We start from the raw sequence: 19334 nt of genomic DNA on the forward strand, positions 1-19334 counted from the left end.
ATGTCCCACGCTTCCCCCCTGATCGAATCCGATATCCAGGCTTACCTGGAAACCCACGAGCGCAAGGATTTGCTGCGCTTTATTACCTGTGGCAGCGTCGATGACGGTAAGAGCACCTTGATCGGCCGGTTGTTGTACGACACGCAATTGATCTATGAGGATCAGCTTGCCGCGGTGCGCCGCGACACCACGAAATATGGAACGACCGGCGAGGAACTCGATCTGGCGCTCCTGGTGGATGGATTGCAGGCCGAGCGCGAGCAGGGCATCACGATCGACGTAGCCTATCGCTACTTCTCCACCGAAAAACGCAAATTCATCATTGCCGACACCCCGGGCCATGAGCAGTACACCCGGAACATGGCAACCGGCGCTTCCACTGCGCAGTTAGCCATTTTGCTGGTCGACGCCCGCAAGGGCGTACAAGTCCAGACGCGCCGCCACAGTTTTATCGTTTCCTCGCTCGGTATTCGCCATTTATTGCTGGCGGTGAACAAGATGGATCTGGTCGGCTTCGACCAAGCCGTGTTCACTCGGATTAGCGAAGAGTACCAAGACTTCGTAGACAAGCTTGGGGTGCGCGATGTGCGTTGCGTCCCCGTGTCGGCGCTGCGCGGCGATAACGTCGCTCAGCCCTCCACCGCCATGTCCTGGTATACGGGGCCGACCCTGTTGGATCTGCTGGAAACAGCAGAGGTCTCATCCGACCGGAATTTACGCGATTTCCGCTTTCCCGTGCAGTATGTAAATCGCCCGCACCTGGACTTCCGGGGGTTCTGCGGAACCATCGCCGCTGGCATGGTTCATCCTGGCGAAGAAATTGTTGCCCTGCCCTCAGGCCGGCGGTCTCGGGTAGCCACAATTGTCACCGCCGAGGGAAATCTGTCGGAAGCCTTCGCCGGCCAGGCGGTGACTTTGACCTTGACCGATGAAATCGACGTCAGCCGGGGCGATTTGCTGGTTCATCCCGACCGCTTGCCGGCAGTGGCCGAGGCGTTTGACGCGCGGGTGGTGTGGATGGCCGATGCGCCGTTGCTGCCCGGTCGCCAGTATGATCTGAAGTTGGGAACCCGAATGCTGTCGGCCATGCCGGAGGTCCTGCACCACCGGATTGATGTGAATACCCTGGAGCATCAGCGGGCTGAGGAGCTGGGGTTGAACGAGATCGGCCATTGCCGCTTCAGTCTGAATCAGCCAGCGCCGTTCGATGCCTACGAAGAAATTCCCGGCACAGGTGGTTTCATCGTTATTGATCGGGTCAGCAATGCAACGGTCGGGGCCGGCATGATCGTGCGTCCCGTTATCCGGCCATTGGTGGACAAGTCGCGCAATGTCGTCTGGCACGAACATAAGATCACCAAAGCGCAGCGGGCGAATCAGAAGGCGCAACGGGCCTGCGTGATCTGGCTAACGGGTTTATCCGGCTCCGGCAAGTCCACCCTGGCGAATGGTCTGGAGCAACGCTTGTTACAACGTGGGTACCACAGCTATCTGCTGGATGGCGACAATGTTCGCCACGGTCTGAATCGCGACCTGGGTTTCTCCAAGGACGACCGCATCGAGAACATTCGCCGGATTGGCGAGGTGGCGTCGTTGTTCGCCGACGCCGGGTTGATTGTAGTGACCGCTTTTATTTCGCCGTTTCGCGCCGACCGGGCATTGGTGCGGGCGCTGGTGCCGGAGGGTGAGTTCATCGAGGTGCATGTCCATGCTTCGCTGGAAGCGTGCGAGCGCCGCGATCCCAAGGGCTTGTACGCCAAAGCACGCGCTGGGGTGATCCGTGATTTTACTGGCATCGACTCGCCTTATGAGCCGCCGGAACGCCCTGATCTGGTGCTGGATACCGAGCAGGATTCGGTAGAAACCTGTCTGGAGCGGCTGATGGGTTATTTAAGCGAGCGGCGCATTCTGCGCGGCGCTTGAGCAACGGACAGCAATCTCTATGGGATGGGAGGCTTGGTTTACCGGCGGTTTGATCGTGACGCTGATGGGTATACTGGCGACGACTCGGGCGGCGCCGGACATGGTGTTCCTGGGCGGACTGATTTTGTTGGTCCTGGTGGGCATCGTCCCGGCGCCCCAGGCTTTTGAAGGCTTGGCGAATCAGGGCGTAATTACTGTTGGGGCGCTCTACGTGGTGGTCGCGGGGTTGCGGGAAACCGGCGGGGTGCAGTGGCTGGTGCAACGGGTGCTGGGTCGACCCGAGTCCTTGTCCCGTGCGCAATTGCGCCTGATGTTACCGGTGACCGTGCTCAGCGCGTTCCTGAACAACACGCCGGTGGTCGGTATGCTGATTCCAGCGGTCAGCGAATGGGCGCGCAAATATCAATTGCCGGTTTCCAAGTTGATGCTGCCGCTCAGCTATGCTGCGATCCTGGGCGGCACCTGTACGCTGATCGGCACCAGCACCAATCTGGTGGTCAATGGCCTGCTGATCGACAGGGCCGCCATTAATTTGCGAATGTTCGACATTACCGCCATCGGCCTGCCGGTGGCGATCGCTGGTCTGGCATTCCTGATCCTGACCAGTCGCTGGTTGCTGCCCAGCCGACAGCCGCCGGTATCGCCCAACGACGATCCGCGCCGCTATACCCTGGAGATGTTGGTTGAGCCGAATGGCCCCTTGGTCAGTAAAACCATTGAATCCGCTGGCTTGCGTCACTTGCCGGGTTGCTACCTGATGGAAATTGACCGGGATGGCGCGGTGTTGCCGGCGGTATCGCCCCGGGAAACCTTGCGGGGCGGTGACCGTCTGGTGTTTGTCGGGGTCGTCGATTCGGTCGTAGATTTACAGCGCATTCGCGGGTTAACTCCGGCGGCTAGTCAGGTCTTTAAACTGGCTGAGCGGCGCAGCAACCGCTTGTTGGTCGAAGCGGTGGTGTCCAATACCTGTCCCCTGGTCGGGCATAGCATTCGCGATGGGCGGTTTCGCAATCGCTACAAGGCGGTGGTCATCGCCGTTGCGCGTAACGGCGCGCGATTGCGCGGTAAGATTGGCGATATCGTGCTGCGGCCCGGCGATATTCTGTTGGTGGAAGCGGGTATCGGTTTTCTGGAAGTCCATCGTAATAATCAGGATTTTTTCCTGGTCAGCCCGGTGCCAGATTCGACGCCGCTGCGTCATGAACGGGCGTTGCTGGCGCTGAGTATTCTGGGGGCGATGGTGTTGCTGGCTGGCGTGGGGTTATTGGACATGTTCGAGGCGGCGCTGAGCGCCGCAACATTAATGCTCCTCACCCGTTGCGTCAGCATTATTGGCGCCCGGCAGAGTATCGACTGGTCGGTGTTACTGGTGATCGCCGCGGCGTTTGGCATTGGCGGGGCATTGCAGAGTACGGAACTGGCGCTGAATATTGCTACAGCGATGGTGAATCTGGCGGGCGATTCACCGGTGTTGAATCTGGTGATGATTTATCTGGCGACGGTGATGTTTACGGCGGTGATCAATAATAATGCGGCGGCTTTGCTGATGTTTCCCATTGCTCAGGCGGCCACAGCCAGTTTGGATACCAGCATCATCCCGTTCGCGATGGCGATCATGATGGCGGCTTCGGCAGAGTTTTCCACGCCGATCGGTTATCAAACGAATCTGATGGTGTATGGGCCGGGCGGGTACCGGTTCAGCGATTATCTGCGCGTGGGGTTGCCATTGAATGGGGTGGTGGGCTGCGTGTCGCTGGGGATGATCTTGTGGTTGTATTTTTGAACATCCGGCTATAGGGTGGTTCAGCTTTATTTTGATTTCATCTTAAAAAATCATTCCAAATCAGTATGTTTTTCGAACTCGCCCTACAACTTGGAGGAGATAATGAGATGTCCAATTTTTCCATTCGCCTCAACTGGCAACGCACAACGCCGGATTTCGACTATAAGACCTTTGATCGCAGTCACACTTGGCGTCTCGCTGGTGGACAGACCGTAAACGGATCGGCCGCGCCGGAGTATTCCGGCAATCCCGAGATGAGTAATCCTGAAGAGGCCCTGCTGGCATCACTGTCGAGTTGCCACATGCTGACCTTTCTGGCTATTGCAGCGCTCAAGAAACTGGTGGTGGACAGTTACGAGGATCAACCGACAGCCGAGCTGGGCAAGAATGAGAAAGGCCGGACCATGATGAGCCGTTTGACCCTGCGGCCTCGAGTGGTTTTTAGTAGCGATACGGTTCCAAGCACCGAAGCGCTGATGGATTTGCATCGCAAAGCCAAGGAAAATTGTTTTATCGGTAATTCCCTATTAAGCCAAGTGGTCCTAGAGCCGGTTGTTTAATACTACCGAAAACGATTGGCCCATATTGCATCGCTGCTTCGCCTATCTTATAAATTTGTCTCTGATGAAATCTTGCTTGGGAGGCGAAGGTTGGTATGTGGAAGTTAGGCAAACGAGTTGTGCTTGTCGGGGTCATGCTCGGGTTGAGCAGCGGATGTGTTCCAAACACCGTCCAGGAAAAGAAGCAGTCTCCCCCCGCACTAACTACAATTTCTGATCCAGCGCTGCGCGAACCCTGGCTGTTGATAGACACCAAAGCGGACAAACTGATGGTGATGCAATACAATCACCCGCTTGAAGTCTTCCAGTCGATTGCCGTGGGTAGCAGCGGAGCTGGACTTAAATACCAGCGTGGGGACAATAAGACGCCGCTGGGCGTATTCCGGGTCGGCTGGGTCAATGATCATAGCCGGTTCAAAAAATTCATTGGCCTCGACTATCCCAATACTGACTATGCCGAACGGGCGCTGCGTGAACATCGGATCGACCACTCAACCTATGAGCGTATTCGATCTGCCTGGATCACTGGCCATACCCCCCCCCAAAACACGCCACTGGGTGGGCACATTGGCATTCATGGCGTTGGCGCCGGCAACCCTCAGGTGCATGAAGCCGGCATCGATTGGACTAGCGGTTGTGTGGCGCTAAACAATGCGCAAATTGATGCGCTTAGACCGTGGGTGAAAATCGGAATGCGGGTTGAAATCCGTTAGTGGTATCATTCTTGCTACTATTCGCAAATTGAAATTCCGTTATATAATGTCATTTGTTGTGTATCGGCAATCATTGAGTTGCGCTGAAACAACAGTGTAATGATCCAGTCCGTTACTTTGTTTGCAGTGATGCCAAGGAGTTGAAGATGTCCATGAATACCCTGACCAAAAGTTCTACGTTGGCCCTGATTGCTGGCCTGAGTGTCGGTTGCGCCAGCACCAGCGATTTGAAAGTGGTGCAACAGGATGCCAATGAAGCCAAGTCGATGGCGCGCAATGCCATGGACACCGCCAACGATTCCAAGTCCATTGCCATGGAAGCGAAGTCCATGAGCATGTCGACTGAGGAAAAAATCAATCGTATGTTCAAGCGTTCGATGTATAAGTAAACCGAACGCCTGACAAAGGTCGCAAAAACCCCACGACCATGAATCGTGGGGTTTTTTATTGCCTGATCTACAGGCGATTGATGGTTGTTGAGGTTTCTGACGGCGTGATGGGGACGGTGCGGCTGTTCGAGGGCCGAACCGGTGGTGGCGGAACAGCGGGATTAATGGAGGGTGGCGTCACTGGAAGCAGTGGATAGGTCCGGTAAGCAGGCGGTGCGCCAATCAGCGGCGGTTCAGCCGGCGCTGGATAGGTGGGAGAACGTGGCGCGATCGGCGCCGCATATCCAGGCGCTTGGTTATGATTGTTATAAGGCGGAGCATATTCAGGCCGATAGGCGGGTCTAGCTTCTTCAACCGGCGACGGATGATCGTAGCGCTGAAGATCGTCATCGTAGACCAGGATGTCAGAAGAGTTTTCAACCGGCAAGGAATCCGGTTCGGTCAATTCAGTCGGCAGAGCTTTCGATGCCATTGGCGTTTTGATTGCGGGTATAGCTGGGGCCGAACTGGCTACTGGTCCGAAAGGCATTGATCCTGGCCGGGCGCCAATGGAAACGGGAATACCGCTGACTTGCTCCATCGCGGCTTGCAGCGCCGCTTGATCCACGCCAGGCATGTCAGGACCCGTCTTGGCGATCACGGCCTGTTCGGCTTGCTCCAGAGTGACCTTGATCGGAATATTGTCCTCTTCCAACGGCTCATGGGCCTCCATGAACCATGCGCCATTCAACCGGCCCACCTTAACCGGTTGGTCAATAATGCGCACCGGTATCCCGACCGGAACCATGCCGAACAACCGTTCAATATCTTCAGGGTACATCCGCACACAACCGTGGGTGACGTGCATGCCGATCCCATAGGGGCGATTGGTGCCATGAATCAGATAGCTGGGCAACGCCAGACGCAAGGCGTAGCGGCCCAATGGATTGTCCGGACCACCGGGAACCACATCGGGCAGGATGTCGCCTTGCGCAGCATGCTCCGCCTTGATCGAAGCAGGGGGTCGCCAGGCCGGGTCAGTTTCCTTGCCGGTCACGCGGGTGACGCCCAGCGGAGTTTTCCAGTCCATGCGGCCAATGCTGACGGGATAGGTATAAACTACCCGCTGTTCACCCTCTTTGGCGCTGGGATAGTAATACAAGCGCAACTCGGCGATATTGAGAATGATCCCTTCACGCGGGGTATCCGGCAGGATGTAACGAGTTGGCAATACAATAGGCGTTTCCTCGCCGGGCGCCCAGCGGTCTACGCCAGGATTGGCGTGAACGATTTCATCATAGCCCAGGCTGTGCCGGCGGGCGATGTCGATCAGAGTATCGGTCTTGGTTGCGTAAACGACTTTAACCTGGCCGATCACATCCGTATCCGGCGGTGGCAGAGGATAGACTGTCGCCTGGGCGGCGCCGGCGAACAGCCATCCGAGAAGCAACCAGTGGGCGGGTTTCAAGCATTGGCTCGACATAGGAACATCTCATTCTGCGGTAGTGGGGGTGGGTGAGCGAAAAATGCCATATTGTCCAGTAAAAGTCATTGCGGGTTCGCCATCGGCGCGGACGACGACCTCTACAGTCCAGCGCGCCTTGCCGCGCTGACGGTAGCTTTGGATGAACCGGTCGACCGCCTGTGCATCCGGTCGCGAGCACTCTGTGATAATCGCGCCGCGCACCGGACGCAGAAATTTCTGGGTGCTGTCGGTGATGACGATTTCTGAGGCCTCGCCGTATTCATTCAAGGTGATCCGGGTCAACGCCCAGCCGGTCAACGCGGCCAGCGCCGCCATCGAACCGCCAAAAGCAATGCCTTTATCGTTGATATTGGGTTCCAGTGGCGCGACGATACTTAACCCGGTATTGTCGCAACGATCCAGTCGCGCCTGCATCGCCTGAAACAGAGGCACATAGCGGTTAAGATAGTCGTTGATTTCCTGAATGACCTGCGCTTGGGACATGATGGATTTCCTTGGATGGGGCAAATTCTGAAAAATGCAGTCGCTATTATCATAAAGGAACGAACGCATGACCCGCGCCGTTGTTTTTGCTTATCACAATGTTGGAGTCCGTTGCCTCAAGACGCTGCTGGCTGGCGGTTTCGATGTGGCGCTGGTTCTCACCCACGAGGACAGCCCGAACGAGCAGATCTGGTTTGACCGCGTCGGGGCGGTGGCCGCCGATTATGGCATCCCGGCAATCACTCCCGAAGACCCGAATTGCCCGGAGATCGTGCAACACATTAATGATCTGGCGCCTGATTTCCTGTTCTCGTTCTATTATCGCCGCATGTTGTCTCCGGAACTGCTGGCGATCGCACGGCACGGCGCGCTCAACCTGCATGGTTCGCTGCTGCCGAAATATCGGGGGCGAGCGCCGGTCAACTGGGCGGTTCTGCACGGTGAAACGGAAACGGGCACGACCTTGCACTACATGACCGCCAAGCCGGATGCCGGTGATATTGTCGCCCAGACCGCCGTGCCGATTCTGCCCGATGACACCGCCCGCGAAGTGTTTGACAAAGTCACGGTGGCTGCCGAAATGACCTTGCACCGCGTCTTGCCTGCCCTGATCAATGGTACAGCCCCGCATCTTCCCCAGGACCTCAGCCAAGGTAGCTACTTCCCTGGGCGCAAGCCGGAAGACGGGCGTATTGACTGGAACTGGCCCGCGATACGGATTCACAATCTGGTTCGGGCGGTCGCTCCGCCTTATCCGGGAGCTTTCACCACTGTTGCGGGCCAGCCGGCGCGGATTTTGCGAACGCGGGTTGTGCTAAGCTCGCCTCCCCAGCCCGACTCTCCGCCGCCGAGAGGACATCAGTCTGTTCTGGCGGAAATCAGCGGACGACTGATTGCCTCTTGCACGGGCAGCGAAGCATTGCAAATTCTGACATTAGACATTTCCGGTCAACCGGTGTTCCCTGAGCAACTGACTGACCGGCTTGGCCCAGGACCCTGGCGACTGGGCGATTAGGTCAGGTTTCTTCAACGATCAAAATTCTCCACACTCAATGAAAAGCATCCTCATTCTTGGCGTCAACGGCTTCATTGGCCATCATCTATCCCAACGTATCCTGGCCACGACCGGCTGGCGGATTCACGGCATGGACATGCAGGATGACCGGGTTCGCGACCTGATCGACCATCCCCGTTTTCACTTCTTCGAGGGCGATATCACCATCAACCGCGAGTGGATCGAGTACCACATCAAGAAGTGCGACGTGGCGTTGCCTCTGGTGGCCATCGCCACGCCTGCAACCTATGTACGCGAACCGCTGCGGGTCTTTGAACTCGACTTTGAGGCGAATCTGCCCGTGGTGCGATCCTGTGTCAAGTACCGAAAACGCCTGGTGTTTCCCTCGACTTCCGAAGTGTATGGCATGTGCGCGGATGGGGAATTCGATCCTGAACAATCGCCGCTGGTCTATGGACCGATTAACAAACCGCGCTGGATCTACGCCTGCGCCAAGCAGATGATGGATCGGGTGATCTGGGCCTACGGCATGGAGCAGGGACTGGATTTCACTCTGTTCCGCCCTTTCAACTGGGTCGGGTCGGGTCTCGATTCCATTAACACGCCGAAAGAAGGGAGTTCCCGGGTCATCACCCAGTTCCTGGGGCAAATCGCCCGTGGCGAGTCCATCAAATTGGTCGATGGCGGCGCTCAGCGGCGATCGTTCACTTACATCGATGACGGCATCGATGCGCTAATGAAGATTATCGCCAATCCGAACGGCGTGGCCAGCGGCCAGATTTACAATATTGGCAACCCGCACAACAATCTGTCAGTGCGTGAACTGGCGATGCGAATGCTGGAGTTGGCGGCGGAATACCCAGAATATCGTGACAACGCAGCTAAGGTGCGGCTCGTGGAAACTACGGCGCATGACTACTATGGCCAAGGTTATCAGGACGTACAGCAGCGGGTGCCGAAAATTGCCAATACCTGCACCGATCTGGATTGGCAGCCGACCGTGACGATGGACGAGGCGCTACGGAAGATTTTCGAAGCGTATCGGACCCATATCATGGATGCGGGCGATCTGGTGGACTAAGCGATGATCACGTCCCTGCTGGCGCTTAAAGTCGATGTCGATACCCTGCGCGGAACGCTGGAGGGCGTCCCTCGCCTGGTCGAGCTGTTTCAGCGCCACCGGACCGACGCAACCTTTCTATTCAGTCTCGGCCCCGATCATACCGGTTGGGCGATCCGCCGGGTGTTCCGTCGAGGGTTTCTTGGCAAGGTGCAACGCACCTCGGTGCTCGAACACTATGGGTTGAAAACGCTGCTGTATGGGACGTTGTTGCCGGGGCCGGATATCGGACGGCGGGCAGGAGACGTGATGCGTTCGGTCCGTGACGCAGGTTTTGAGACCGGCATCCATTGCTGGGATCATGTGCTCTGGCAGGATCACGTCGCTCAAGCTGACCGGGAATGGACGATGGAACAGATGAACAAGGCGGTTGACCGCTATCGGGAAATCTTTGGCGCGGCGGCGACCGTGCATGGCGCGGCGGGCTGGCAAATGAATGATCATGCGTTACGGCTGACCGGGGAATTGGGCTTTGCCTGGTGTTCCGACAGTCGAGGCGCGCACCCGTTTTTACCGGTGGTGGACGGCGCAACTATCGCCTGTCCTCAGTTCCCCACCACCTTGCCGACATTGGATGAACTGATTGGCGTCGATGGAATCACTCCGGATCATGTGGCTGATCGCTTGTTGGCAATGACGCAGACAAAGCCCAATACCGGCCACGTTTTTACCCTGCATGCTGAACTGGAAGGCATGAAGTTCCTACCGATTCTCGATCGCTTGCTGACCGGCTGGCGAAAGCAGAGCTATTGCCTTGGGGCATTGCGAACCCTGGCGGGGGAGATAAACCTGGATGCCTTGCCGCATCATGCGGTGACGGAAAGAACGGTTCCCGGACGGACGGGAACCTTGTTGGTTCAGAGGTAAGGTTAAAGTTGCGCTTGCAGGTAACTGGGCAAGCCCAAGTGTCCTATCAATCCTAGCTGCATTTCGAGCCACTGAATATGCACTTCCTCGCTGGCAAGGATGGCGGCCAGCAGGTCGCGGGTGACGTAGTCGCTGCAACTTTCGCAGTAACCTATCGCTTCCCGATACAACGGATGCGCCTGATGTTCGAGTTTCAGATCGCCACGGAAAATTTCCTCAACGTTCTCACCAATATAAAGCTTGCCAAAGTCTTGTAGATTGGGCAGTCCCTCCAGATCCAGAATGCGCTTCACCAACCGGTCGGCATGCTTCATTTCGTCAATCGATTCGTCATACTCATGTTTGCCGAGCTTGGCGAAGCCCCAACTATCAAGCATACGGGCGTGGAGAAAATATTGGTTGATCGAGGTCAATTCGTTCTTGAGCGCCTGGTTCAGGTACTCGATGACTTTGGCGTCGCCTTTCATTGAGCAATATTCTCCCTGGAGATTACAGATCAACCGCGAACCAGGGCCGCTCGGGAGCAGGCTCAACGGGTTTGCGCGGTGGAGGAGTTTCCGTAGCGACAGGCGGCATAACCTCGGTTATGCCTGTTGGTGATGGAGCGGCTAGACACGCATCGAGAAATTCCTGGACGCTGTCAGTGCATTTACCGCAGTCGGCGCTGATTCCCAGACGAATGTTCAAATCACCGATCGTCCGGGCTCCCAGTTCGACCGCTTCACGAATTTGCCGGTCAGAGACCGACTTGCAGATACATAAATACACGATGGCAATCTCCTGGTCAAAGTTATTGAAATGAATTCATTCATAACCCCATCCGATCCTCCCTCTAGCGGGCAAATAATATGCCCGAACTCTGGAGGGGGTTCACAGACATCTGGTGTTAATTGCCCGCCACTGTACAATGATTACGCACTCGATGAAATGACCTCATTCCACCACCGTACAGAAGATGGCTGCCGTGCCCGATTCCTCCCAACCTCTTGGCTTCGCTACCCGCGCCATTCACGCTGGTCAATGGCCCGATCCGAGCACCGGCGCGATCGTGACGCCCATCTACGCTACTTCAACCTATGTCCAATCCAGTCCAGGCGTCCATCAAGGTTTCGAATACTCGCGCAGCCAGAACCCGACCCGCTTTGCTTATGAGCGCTGCCTGGCCGATCTGGAAGGCGGTGACGCCGGTTTTGCTTTCGCTTCCGGGCTGGCGGCCAGCTCCACAGTGCTGGAACTACTGGATAGCGGCGATCATATTGTGGCCCTGGATGACCTGTACGGCGGCACCCGACGGTTGTTTGAGCAGGTGCGACGGCGCAGCGCCGGATTGGATTTTTCCTACTCTGATTTGCGCGACCGGGCAACTTTGGAAGCGGTGTTGACCCCGCGAACCCGCATGATCTGGATCGAAACGCCGAGCAACCCGTTGTTGCGGCTGGTCGATTTGGCCATGATCGCCAATGTGGCCCGTGAGCACGGAATTTTGGCCGTGGCGGATAACACTTTCGCTACCCCCTGGGCGCAGCGCCCGCTGGAGCTAGGTTTTAACATTGTGGTGCATTCCGCGACCAAATATCTAAACGGCCATTCCGACATGATCGGCGGTGTGGCGGTGTGCCGAGGTCAGGCGTTGGCCGAGCGCCTGGGTTATCTGCAAAACGCCCTGGGCGCGGTGGCCAGTCCTTTCGACAGTTTCCTGGCCTTGCGCGGACTGAAAACCCTGGCGCTGCGCATGGAGCGACATAGCGCGAATGCCCGACAATTGGCGGAATGGCTGGAGCGACACCCGAAGATTGAACGAGTCATTTATCCCGGTCTGCCGAGCCATCCCCAGCATGAACTGGCGTGGCGACAAATGTGCGGTTTCGGTGGCATGGTCAGTGCGGTGGTGCGCGGCAGTCTCGCTGAAGTCACCCGATTCCTGACCGGTTGCCAGGTGTTCACGCTGGCGGAAAGCCTGGGCGGCGTGGAGAGTTTAATTGAGCATCCGGCCATTATGACTCATGCCTCAGTGCCGCCGGAAGTGCGCCGGGAACTGGGCATCGACGACGGACTGGTGCGGCTGTCAGTGGGCATTGAGGATGTGGAGGATTTGATTGCCGATCTGGCGCAGGCGCTGGAACACGAGGCATGATTGCGAGCAGGTCAAATGGTTTGCTTATCGCCATTTGAGGCAGAACGGGATGAGCGCTGTCCGTAGCGAGAGGAACATGCCGTTGATTGGTGAGAATGTGCGCTAAGCGCTTGGTGCCGGGAGAGAGACTCGAACTCTCACGAGGTTGCCCCCGGTGGATTTTGAGTCCACTGCGTCTACCATTCCGCCACCCCGGCACGGGAGGGAAGCGGGTAATTATAAGGATTTTCCATCGATGGGCAAGCCAGCAGCGCATTTTCCGGTTAAAAAAGCGCAAGATCACGAATCCGCTGAATTTCATCCCGCAATTTCGCCGCTTCCTCGAATTCCAGATCGCGGGCATGGCGGTACATGGCCTGTTCCAGCTGCTTGATCTTTTTCGCCAACGCTGCCGGGGAGGTGCGAGCGTAGGCGGGGGTTTTCTCGGCAACCCCGACCCACTGTTCGGCGGGAACCGGTGCGCCGGGATAAGCGCCTTCCAGAATATCAGCAATTGCCTTCTGGATGCCGCGCGGGGTGATGCCGTGGACTTCGTTATACGCGCGCTGTTTCGCGCGCCGCCGTTCGGTTTCCTCCAGCGCCCGGCGCATCGAACCGGTGATTTGATCGGCATACAGAATCGCTTTGCCGCGCAGATGGCGGGCGGCGCGGCCAATGGTCTGAATCAGCGACCGGTCTGAACGTAAAAAACCCTCTTTGTCGGCGTCGAGAATGGCGACCAGCGACACTTCGGGTAAATCCAGCCCTTCCCGCAGCAAATTGATGCCGACCAGCACATCGAACTGCCCCAGGCGCAGGTCGCGGATGATTTCGACCCGCTCCACAGTGTCAATATCCGCGTGCAGATAACGCACCTTGACCCCGTTTTCCGCCAGGTAGCCGGTCAAATCCTCGGCCATGCGCTTGGTCAGCGTCGTCACCAGCACCCGCTCCTGGTGATTGACCCGCTCGCGGATTTCGCTTAGTAAATCATCGACCTGATGCAGCGCCGGGCGGACTTCCACCTCGGGGTCTACTAAACCAGTCGGTCGCACCACCTGCTCCACAATCGCGTCCCCGGAATGTTCCCGCTCATATGCACCGGGGGTTGCGGAAATAAAAATGGTCTGGCCGCTCAGCCGTTCAAATTCCTCGAAGCGCAATGGCCGGTTATCCAACGCCGAGGGCAGGCGGAAACCGTAGGCCACCAGGGTTTCCTTGCGGGAGCGGTCGCCCCGGTACATCGCGCCCAGTTGCGGTACGGTGACATGGCTTTCGTCGATGAAAATCAGAGCTTCCGGCGGGAGATAGTCGAACAGGGTTGGCGGTGGTTCGCCAGCCTCACGCCCGGACAGATAGCGGGAATAGTTCTCGATGCCGCTGCAATAACCCAGTTCCTGAATCATCTCCAGGTCGAACCGGACCCGTTGCTCCAGACGTTGCGCCTCCAACAGCTTGCCGGCGGCGTGGAGTTCGGTCAGTCGCTCCTGGAGTTCGACCTTGATGCCTTCCAAAGCTTGTAAAAGTTGTTCGCGGGGCGTGACGTAGTGAGTTTTGGGATAAACGGTGTAGCGCGGCGTTTTGCGCAGGGTATGACCCGTCAGGGGATCGAACAGGGTGAGAGTTTCAATTTCGTCGTCGAACAGTTCCACGCGCAAAGCTTCCTGATCGGACTCGGCGGGATGAATGTCGATCACATCGCCGCGCACCCGAAAGGTTCCCCGCACCAATTCCAGATCATTGCGCGTGTACTGCAAGTCCGCCAGCCGGCGCAGAATGGCGCGCTGGTCGATTTTTTCGCCGCGCACCAGATGCAGCAGCATTTTCATGTACCACTCGGGATCGCCTAAACCGTAAATGGCCGATACGGTGGCGACAACGATGGTGTCCGGGCGCTCCAGAATCGCCTTGGTGGCCGAGAGCCGCATCTGTTCAATGTGTTCGTTGATCGAGGCGTCTTTTTCGATATAGGTATCGGAGGAGGGGACGTAAGCCTCCGGCTGGTAATAGTCGTAATAGGAAACGAAATACTCGACCGCATTCTCCGGGAAAAACGCCTTCATTTCGCCGTACAATTGCGCCGCCAGGGTTTTATTCGGCGCCAGCACCAGCGCCGGACGCTGCACGGCGGCGATGACATGGGCGACCGCGAAAGTTTTACCGCTGCCGGTAACGCCGAGCAGGGTCTGGTGCGCCAAACCATCATTCAGGCCAGTGACCAGGTTGCAAATAGCCTCCGGTTGATCGCCGGCGGGTTGAAAGGCGGCTTGGAGGGTAAAGGGTTTAGCGTTTTGCATGGGATTTTGGCCAAGCGGAAATTCCAGTATCATCCGACATCGTGTTGAGTCCGCGTGTTCAACTCGTCCTTCCCTTCTCAACCATCATTCAGGAGTTTGCCGTGAGCACCCCGCTTTCCGAACGTGTACAGCGCATTAAGCCCTCCCCCACTTTGGCGGTCACCGCCAAAGCCAATGCCTTGAAAGCTGAGGGCAAGGATGTCATCGGCCTCGGTGCGGGCGAGCCAGATTTCGATACTCCGGACTTTATTAAGGAAGCCGCCATTAAGGCGATTCACGCCGGTTTCACCAAATACACGCCGGTGGACGGTACGGTCGGCTTGAAAAAAGCCATTATCGCGAAATTCGAGCGCGACAATGGTTTGACCTATGAACCCAAGCAGATTCTGGTGTCCTGTGGCGGCAAACAAAGCTTTTATAACCTGGCCCAGGCGCTGCTGAACACCGGAGATGAAGTAATTATCCCGGCGCCGTATTGGGTGTCGTATCCCGACATGGTGCTGTTGGCCGATGGGACGCCGGTCATTGTCAACGCTGGCGTCGAGCAGAATTTCAAGATCACTGCAGCGCAACTGGAAGCCGCGATTACCCCCCGCACTCGGCTGCTGGTCATTAACAGCCCTTCCAATCCGACCGGCATTGCCTATAGCGCGGCGGAATTGACCGCGCTGGGCGAAGTATTGCGTCGCCATCCGCAAGTATATATTGCCACGGATGACATCTACGAACATATCCTGTGGGCCGGGGAAAAATTCCATAACATCGTAAATGTTTGTCCGGATTTGTATGACCGGACGATTGTGCTGAATGGCGTGTCCAAAGTGTATTCGATGACCGGTTGGCGCATCGGCTACTGTGGCGGGCCAAAGGATTTGATCAATGCCATGACCAACATTCAGTCGCAGAGCACGTCCAATCCAACCTCGATCTCCCAAGTTGCAGCGGAAGCCGGGCTGAATGGCGATCAGTCCTGCGTAACCATGATGGTCAAGGCGTTCAAAGAGCGTCATGACTATCTCTATGCCGCCCTGAAAGCGATGGATGGGGTGGAGGTGGCGCCGGCGGACGGGACGTTCTATTCCTTCCCCAGCTTCCAGAAGGTAATCGAGCGCATGGACCTACCCAATGATATTGCCTTCGCCGAATGCTTGCTGAGCGATGTGGGCGTAGCGGTGGTGCCGGGTTCAGCGTTTGGCGCGGAAGGGTGCGCGCGGCTGTCGTTCGCCACCAGCATGGATAATCTGACCAAGGCCCTGGAGCGCATTGGCCGGATGATCGCCGGTTGATCGGGGATTGACAGCATGACTGGGGATCAATAAAATCCTCGTTTCTTTATTCCCCAGTAGCTCAGTCGGTAGAGCAGGTGACTGTTAATCACCGGGTCCGTGGTTCGAGTCCGCGCTGGGGAGCCAGATGAATCAAGGGCTTGCAGAAACGCAGGCCCTTTTGGTTTTTGAGTCTGTGTAATTCCGCACATTGTGACGGTTAGGGGGATTTGAGCGTCGTCACTCAATGCAGTCCTGCGCTCATTAGTTTAGAATGCAAGCTCTAACCTCGTCTGCTAATGTCCGACTCTGAGAACGAGTACAGAGGACAGTGCATAATGAAAACTGATTTACCCGAAGAAAATCAATACACTCGCAATATCCAGGACTTCACCCGTCAAATCTGGCTGGCGGGATTGGGAGCATTCGCTAGGGCGCAAAACGAAGGCGGCAAGGTTTTCGATACGCTCGTTCAGCAAGGCCAAACGATAAATGCCCGGACAAAAAAGGCCGTCCAGGAGAAAACGGTGCCATTGCAGGAAGGTGTTGAAGCAGCTCAGGAAAACGCCGCGGCGATTCGCGGCAAGGTCGCAGGAAGCTGGAGCAAGCTGGAAGAAGTGTTCCAAGCCCGGACCGCCCGCGCCCTGAGCCAGTTGGGAGTGCCTACCCAGGAAGATATTCAACAGTTGTTCCAGCAAGTAGAGCAACTCAATCAAAATATTCAGGAATTGACCCGAGCGGCAGAATCGGAAGCCAGTACTGGGAAAAAGCCGCTCGCCAAGGTTGCCGAATCAGCAACGAATACTAAAGACGTTTCATCGTCGGAGACATGACCTTAGCGCGTTTCACACTACCACCAGATTATCCCGGTGAATCAATTCCGGATCGTCGAGTGCACCCAGCAGTTCCTCAATCCGGCGGGTCGTCTTGCCGATCAACAGCAGCGCCCGCTCCGTATCGCAATTCACCAAGCCACGCGCCACTTCAACGCCGTTCGGATCCAGACAGGCCACTAGATCGCCGCGCTCAAAGTGGCCTTCAATCGCGGTAACACCGACAGGCAACAGACTCTTACCGGCGGAGCGGAGCGCGCGCACTGCTCCGGCATCCAGATGCAAACGGCCCCGGACTTGTAGTTGCACCGCTAGCCACTGCTTGCGCGCCGCGACCGGACTCTGGCTGGGCCGCAACAAGGTTCCCAGCGCTTCGCCAGCCGCCACTCGGCGCAGCACATTCGCTTCCCGGCCCCAGGCCAGCAAGGTAAATGCCCCGGAGCGAGCGGCTTTAGTCGCCGCATTCAATTTAGTTAACATGCCACCGCTGCCTAAACTACCCGCACCACCCCGCGCCATGTTTTCTAAAGCCAGGTCACCCGCCCGGCCCTCACTGATCAGCCGGGCATCGGGAAATTGGCGCGGGTTCTTGTCATACAGCCCCTGTTGATCGGTCAGAATCACATACAACTCGGCTTCCACCAGATTCGCCACTAATGCGCCCAGCGTGTCATTGTCGCCAAAGCGGATTTCCTCGAAGGCCACGGTATCGTTTTCGTTGATAACCGGCACCACCCGTAAACGCAGCAGGGTGCGCAAGGTATTGCGAACATTCAAATAGCGTTGCCGGTCAGAGGCGTCTTCATGGGTTAGCAGGATTTGCGCGGTGCGAATGCCATGACGTTGAAAGGCCGATTCCCAGGCTTGCACCAGGCCCATTTGCCCGACTGCCGCCGCCGCCTGCAAATCCGCCAGACTGACAGGACGCTTGGGCCAACCCAGTCGCTGCATGCCCTCGGCCACCGCGCCGGAGGTAACCAGCAACAATTCCCGGCCAGACCGATGCAATTCCGCCATCTGCGCGACCCAGGCGTCGATGGAAAAATTGTCCAGCCCATGCCCTTCGTTCGTGATCATCGCACTGCCGATTTTGACCACCCAGCGATGGGCTGCGCCCAGTTGCTCGCGTGTTTTATTGAACATAGGCAAATTTTTAGCCTTCAGTCTCTTCCAACCGCATCATGACCGCCTGAATCAGCGCATCGGTACCCTCCCCACTCACTGCGGAAACGCCAAACGCCGGTCCCATCCAATGCAGGGCAGCGACGATTTTCGCCATGCGTCCTTCCCGTTCCTCTTCAGGCAGCAAATCCAGCTTGTTCAACACCAGCCAACGCTCGCGTTCGGCCAGTTCGGCGCTGTACCGCCCTAATTCACCGAGAATGATCTCGACATCCCGCACCGGATCGCCGCTGTCGCTATAGGGGGAGACATCGACCAGATGTAACAACAGCCGGGTGCGCGCCAGATGCCGGAGAAACTGCATCCCCAGTCCAGCGCCTTCCGAAGCGCCCTCGATGAGTCCGGGAATATCCGCCATCACGAAACTTTGCAGCGGACCCACTCGCACCACGCCCAGATGGGGATGCAGGGTAGTAAACGGGTAATCGGCAACCTTGGGCTGAGCGGCAGATACGGCGCGGATCAGCGTGGATTTACCGGCATTGGGCAAGCCCAGCAGACCTACATCGGCGATGACCTTGAGTTCCAGTCGCAGATTGCGCGCTTCACCGGGCGTTCCCGGTTTGAACTGGCGCGGGGCGCGATTGGTGCTGCTTTTATAACGGGTGTTGCCGAGACCGTGAAAGCCGCCGTGCGCGACCAACAAGCGTTGCCCCGGTTCGACCAGATCGCCGATCAATTCATCGGTATCGGCATCCCAGACCAGCGTGCCAACCGGCGTGAGAATATCCAGATCGGCGCCACTGCGGCCGGTGCGATTGGCGCCCATGCCCTTTTGACCACGCTCGGCCTGAAAGCGCTGGGTAAAGCGAAAGTCCGCCAGGGTGTTCAGTTCCGCATGGGCGACCAGGTAAATGCTGCCGCCATCGCCGCCATCGCCGCCATCAGGACCACCAAAGGGAATGTATTTTTCCCGCCGGAAACTGACACAGCCATCGCCGCCATCGCCGGCCTCGACTCGAATCAGCGCTTCATCGACGAATTTCATGCGGCTCTCTGCGAATCATGGACAAAACAAAAGCCCCGGACGGGGCTTTCAGCACATCCAGCCAGTCTGCATTCACGACGCCACAGGTTGGATACTCACATACCGGCGATTTAACGGTCCCTTGATGGCGAACACCACATGACCTTCAGCTTTGGCGAACAGGGTGTAATCCTTGCCACAACCGACGTTTTCACCGGGATGAAACTGGGTGCCGCGCTGCCGGACAATAATGCTGCCCGCCTTCGCCAACTGACCGCCAAACAACTTGACGCCCAGACGTTTAGATTGGGAATCGCGACCGTTGCGGCTGCTGCCGCCTGCTTTTTTGTGCGCCATAT

The 19334-nt window shown here is 57.2% G+C and carries 19 protein-coding genes and 2 tRNA genes; 12 read left to right on the forward strand and 9 right to left on the reverse strand.

Annotation, left to right across the window (positions count from 1 at the left end):
* The 5 genes from cysN to H6973_07970 all read left to right on the forward strand — a co-directional run bounded on the left by cysN (position 1) and on the right by H6973_07970 (position 5368).
* Positions 1-1923 (forward strand): sulfate adenylyltransferase subunit CysN, encoded by a 1923-nt coding sequence (gene cysN / locus H6973_07950; protein ID MCP5125559.1) that lies wholly within the window; start codon positions 1-3, stop codon positions 1921-1923.
* Positions 1924-1942: 19 nt separating this feature from the next.
* Complete coding sequence (locus tag H6973_07955; protein MCP5125560.1) at positions 1943-3706, forward strand: SLC13 family permease; 1764 nt, start codon at positions 1943-1945, stop codon at positions 3704-3706.
* Between the two features lie 107 nt (positions 3707-3813).
* Entirely contained in the window at positions 3814-4266 is a 453-nt protein-coding gene (locus H6973_07960; GenBank protein MCP5125561.1) for an OsmC family protein, read from the forward strand.
* Positions 4267-4400: 134 nt separating this feature from the next.
* A complete protein-coding gene (locus H6973_07965) occupies positions 4401-4979 on the forward strand; it encodes a L,D-transpeptidase (GenBank protein ID MCP5125562.1) in 579 nt (192 codons plus the stop codon).
* A gap of 146 nt (positions 4980-5125) precedes the next feature.
* Positions 5126-5368 (forward strand): hypothetical protein, encoded by a 243-nt coding sequence (locus H6973_07970; protein ID MCP5125563.1) that lies wholly within the window; start codon positions 5126-5128, stop codon positions 5366-5368.
* Positions 5369-5435: 67 nt separating this feature from the next.
* Here the strand turns inward: H6973_07970 and H6973_07975 are convergent, their stop codons facing one another.
* Positions 5436-6830, reverse strand: coding sequence for a L,D-transpeptidase family protein (locus H6973_07975; GenBank protein MCP5125564.1), 1395 nt, complete (start codon positions 6828-6830; stop codon positions 5436-5438).
* Between the two features lie 9 nt (positions 6831-6839).
* Positions 6840-7316: a YiiD C-terminal domain-containing protein gene (locus H6973_07980; protein ID MCP5125565.1), complete on the reverse strand. Its 477-nt coding sequence runs from the start codon at positions 7314-7316 to the stop codon at positions 6840-6842.
* Positions 7317-7383: 67 nt separating this feature from the next.
* Here H6973_07980 and H6973_07985 point away from each other — a divergent pair, with 67 nt between their 5' ends.
* From H6973_07985 to H6973_07995, 3 genes are read left to right on the forward strand one after another with little or no spacing between them, the layout of a single operon-like run.
* Positions 7384-8331: a formyltransferase gene (locus H6973_07985; protein MCP5125566.1), complete on the forward strand. Its 948-nt coding sequence runs from the start codon at positions 7384-7386 to the stop codon at positions 8329-8331.
* Positions 8332-8368: 37 nt separating this feature from the next.
* A complete protein-coding gene (locus H6973_07990) occupies positions 8369-9412 on the forward strand; it encodes a bifunctional UDP-4-keto-pentose/UDP-xylose synthase (GenBank protein ID MCP5125567.1) in 1044 nt (347 codons plus the stop codon).
* A gap of 3 nt (positions 9413-9415) precedes the next feature.
* Positions 9416-10318 carry a polysaccharide deacetylase family protein gene (locus H6973_07995; protein MCP5125568.1) on the forward strand — a complete coding sequence of 301 codons (903 nt, stop codon included), beginning with the start codon at positions 9416-9418 and terminating at the stop codon, positions 10316-10318.
* Positions 10319-10320: 2 nt separating this feature from the next.
* Here H6973_07995 and bfr read toward each other — a convergent pair whose 3' ends face one another.
* Both bfr and H6973_08005 read right to left on the reverse strand, forming a co-directional pair.
* On the reverse strand, positions 10321-10785 hold the full coding sequence (bfr, locus tag H6973_08000) for a bacterioferritin (GenBank protein MCP5125569.1): 465 nt from the start codon (positions 10783-10785) through the stop codon (positions 10321-10323).
* 22 nt (positions 10786-10807) lie between these two features.
* Positions 10808-11086 (reverse strand): (2Fe-2S)-binding protein, encoded by a 279-nt coding sequence (locus H6973_08005; GenBank protein ID MCP5125570.1) that lies wholly within the window; start codon positions 11084-11086, stop codon positions 10808-10810.
* A gap of 187 nt (positions 11087-11273) precedes the next feature.
* Between H6973_08005 and H6973_08010 the strand changes: the two genes are divergently transcribed.
* The gene (locus H6973_08010) at positions 11274-12452 is read left to right on the forward strand and encodes a PLP-dependent transferase (protein MCP5125571.1); all 1179 of its coding nucleotides are present in this window, start codon (positions 11274-11276) and stop codon (positions 12450-12452) included.
* A gap of 111 nt (positions 12453-12563) precedes the next feature.
* On the opposite strand, the gene H6973_08015 is transcribed toward H6973_08010, so the two are convergent.
* A tRNA-Leu gene (locus H6973_08015) sits at positions 12564-12649 on the reverse strand.
* Positions 12650-12715: 66 nt separating this feature from the next.
* Positions 12716-14761, reverse strand: coding sequence for an excinuclease ABC subunit UvrB (uvrB, locus tag H6973_08020; GenBank protein ID MCP5125572.1), 2046 nt, complete (start codon positions 14759-14761; stop codon positions 12716-12718).
* A gap of 68 nt (positions 14762-14829) precedes the next feature.
* Here uvrB and H6973_08025 point away from each other — a divergent pair, with 68 nt between their 5' ends.
* From H6973_08025 to H6973_08035, 3 genes are all read left to right on the forward strand, one after another.
* Positions 14830-16014: a pyridoxal phosphate-dependent aminotransferase gene (locus H6973_08025; protein MCP5125573.1), complete on the forward strand. Its 1185-nt coding sequence runs from the start codon at positions 14830-14832 to the stop codon at positions 16012-16014.
* A gap of 50 nt (positions 16015-16064) precedes the next feature.
* A tRNA-Asn gene (locus tag H6973_08030) sits at positions 16065-16140 on the forward strand.
* A gap of 191 nt (positions 16141-16331) precedes the next feature.
* Positions 16332-16826, forward strand: a complete 495-nt coding sequence (locus tag H6973_08035; GenBank protein ID MCP5125574.1) for a phasin family protein — start codon at positions 16332-16334, stop codon at positions 16824-16826.
* 12 nt (positions 16827-16838) lie between these two features.
* Here H6973_08035 and H6973_08040 read toward each other — a convergent pair whose 3' ends face one another.
* The 3 genes from H6973_08040 to rpmA all read right to left on the reverse strand — a co-directional run bounded on the left by H6973_08040 (position 16839) and on the right by rpmA (position 19332).
* Entirely contained in the window at positions 16839-17969 is a 1131-nt protein-coding gene (locus H6973_08040) for a glutamate 5-kinase (protein ID MCP5125575.1), read from the reverse strand.
* Between the two features lie 10 nt (positions 17970-17979).
* Positions 17980-18996 carry a GTPase ObgE gene (gene obgE, locus H6973_08045; protein ID MCP5125576.1) on the reverse strand — a complete coding sequence of 339 codons (1017 nt, stop codon included), beginning with the start codon at positions 18994-18996 and terminating at the stop codon, positions 17980-17982.
* 72 nt (positions 18997-19068) lie between these two features.
* Entirely contained in the window at positions 19069-19332 is a 264-nt protein-coding gene (rpmA, locus tag H6973_08050) for a 50S ribosomal protein L27 (GenBank protein ID MCP5125577.1), read from the reverse strand.
* Positions 19333-19334: the final 2 nt, after the last annotated feature.

The sequence above is a fragment of the Gammaproteobacteria bacterium genome (genome assembly GCA_024235095.1).
Taxonomy (GTDB): Bacteria; Pseudomonadota; Gammaproteobacteria; order Competibacterales; family Competibacteraceae; genus UBA2383.

Bases quoted from the DNA above. Each gene is read 5' to 3' on its own strand.
- bfr (MCP5125569.1), bottom strand. From the start codon at position 10,785: ATGAAAGGCGACGCCAAAGTCATCGAGTACCTGAACCAGGCGCTCAAG.
- H6973_07985 (MCP5125566.1), top strand. From the start codon at position 7,384: ATGACCCGCGCCGTTGTTTTTGCTTATCACAATGTTGGAGTCCGTTGC.
- H6973_07970 (MCP5125563.1), top strand. From the start codon at position 5,126: ATGTCCATGAATACCCTGACCAAAAGTTCTACGTTGGCCCTGATTGCT.
- obgE (MCP5125576.1), bottom strand. From the start codon at position 18,996: ATGAAATTCGTCGATGAAGCGCTGATTCGAGTCGAGGCCGGCGATGGC.
- H6973_08040 (MCP5125575.1), bottom strand. From the start codon at position 17,969: ATGTTCAATAAAACACGCGAGCAACTGGGCGCAGCCCATCGCTGGGTG.
- H6973_07960 (MCP5125561.1), top strand. From the start codon at position 3,814: ATGTCCAATTTTTCCATTCGCCTCAACTGGCAACGCACAACGCCGGAT.
- H6973_08010 (MCP5125571.1), top strand. From the start codon at position 11,274: ATGGCTGCCGTGCCCGATTCCTCCCAACCTCTTGGCTTCGCTACCCGC.
- uvrB (MCP5125572.1), bottom strand. From the start codon at position 14,761: ATGATACTGGAATTTCCGCTTGGCCAAAATCCCATGCAAAACGCTAAA.
- H6973_07965 (MCP5125562.1), top strand. From the start codon at position 4,401: ATGCTCGGGTTGAGCAGCGGATGTGTTCCAAACACCGTCCAGGAAAAG.
- H6973_07975 (MCP5125564.1), bottom strand. From the start codon at position 6,830: ATGTCGAGCCAATGCTTGAAACCCGCCCACTGGTTGCTTCTCGGATGG.
- rpmA (MCP5125577.1), bottom strand. From the start codon at position 19,332: ATGGCGCACAAAAAAGCAGGCGGCAGCAGCCGCAACGGTCGCGATTCC.
- H6973_07980 (MCP5125565.1), bottom strand. From the start codon at position 7,316: ATGTCCCAAGCGCAGGTCATTCAGGAAATCAACGACTATCTTAACCGC.
- H6973_07955 (MCP5125560.1), top strand. From the start codon at position 1,943: ATGGGATGGGAGGCTTGGTTTACCGGCGGTTTGATCGTGACGCTGATG.
- H6973_08035 (MCP5125574.1), top strand. From the start codon at position 16,332: ATGAAAACTGATTTACCCGAAGAAAATCAATACACTCGCAATATCCAG.
- H6973_07995 (MCP5125568.1), top strand. From the start codon at position 9,416: ATGATCACGTCCCTGCTGGCGCTTAAAGTCGATGTCGATACCCTGCGC.
- H6973_07990 (MCP5125567.1), top strand. From the start codon at position 8,369: ATGAAAAGCATCCTCATTCTTGGCGTCAACGGCTTCATTGGCCATCAT.
- cysN (MCP5125559.1), top strand. From the start codon at position 1: ATGTCCCACGCTTCCCCCCTGATCGAATCCGATATCCAGGCTTACCTG.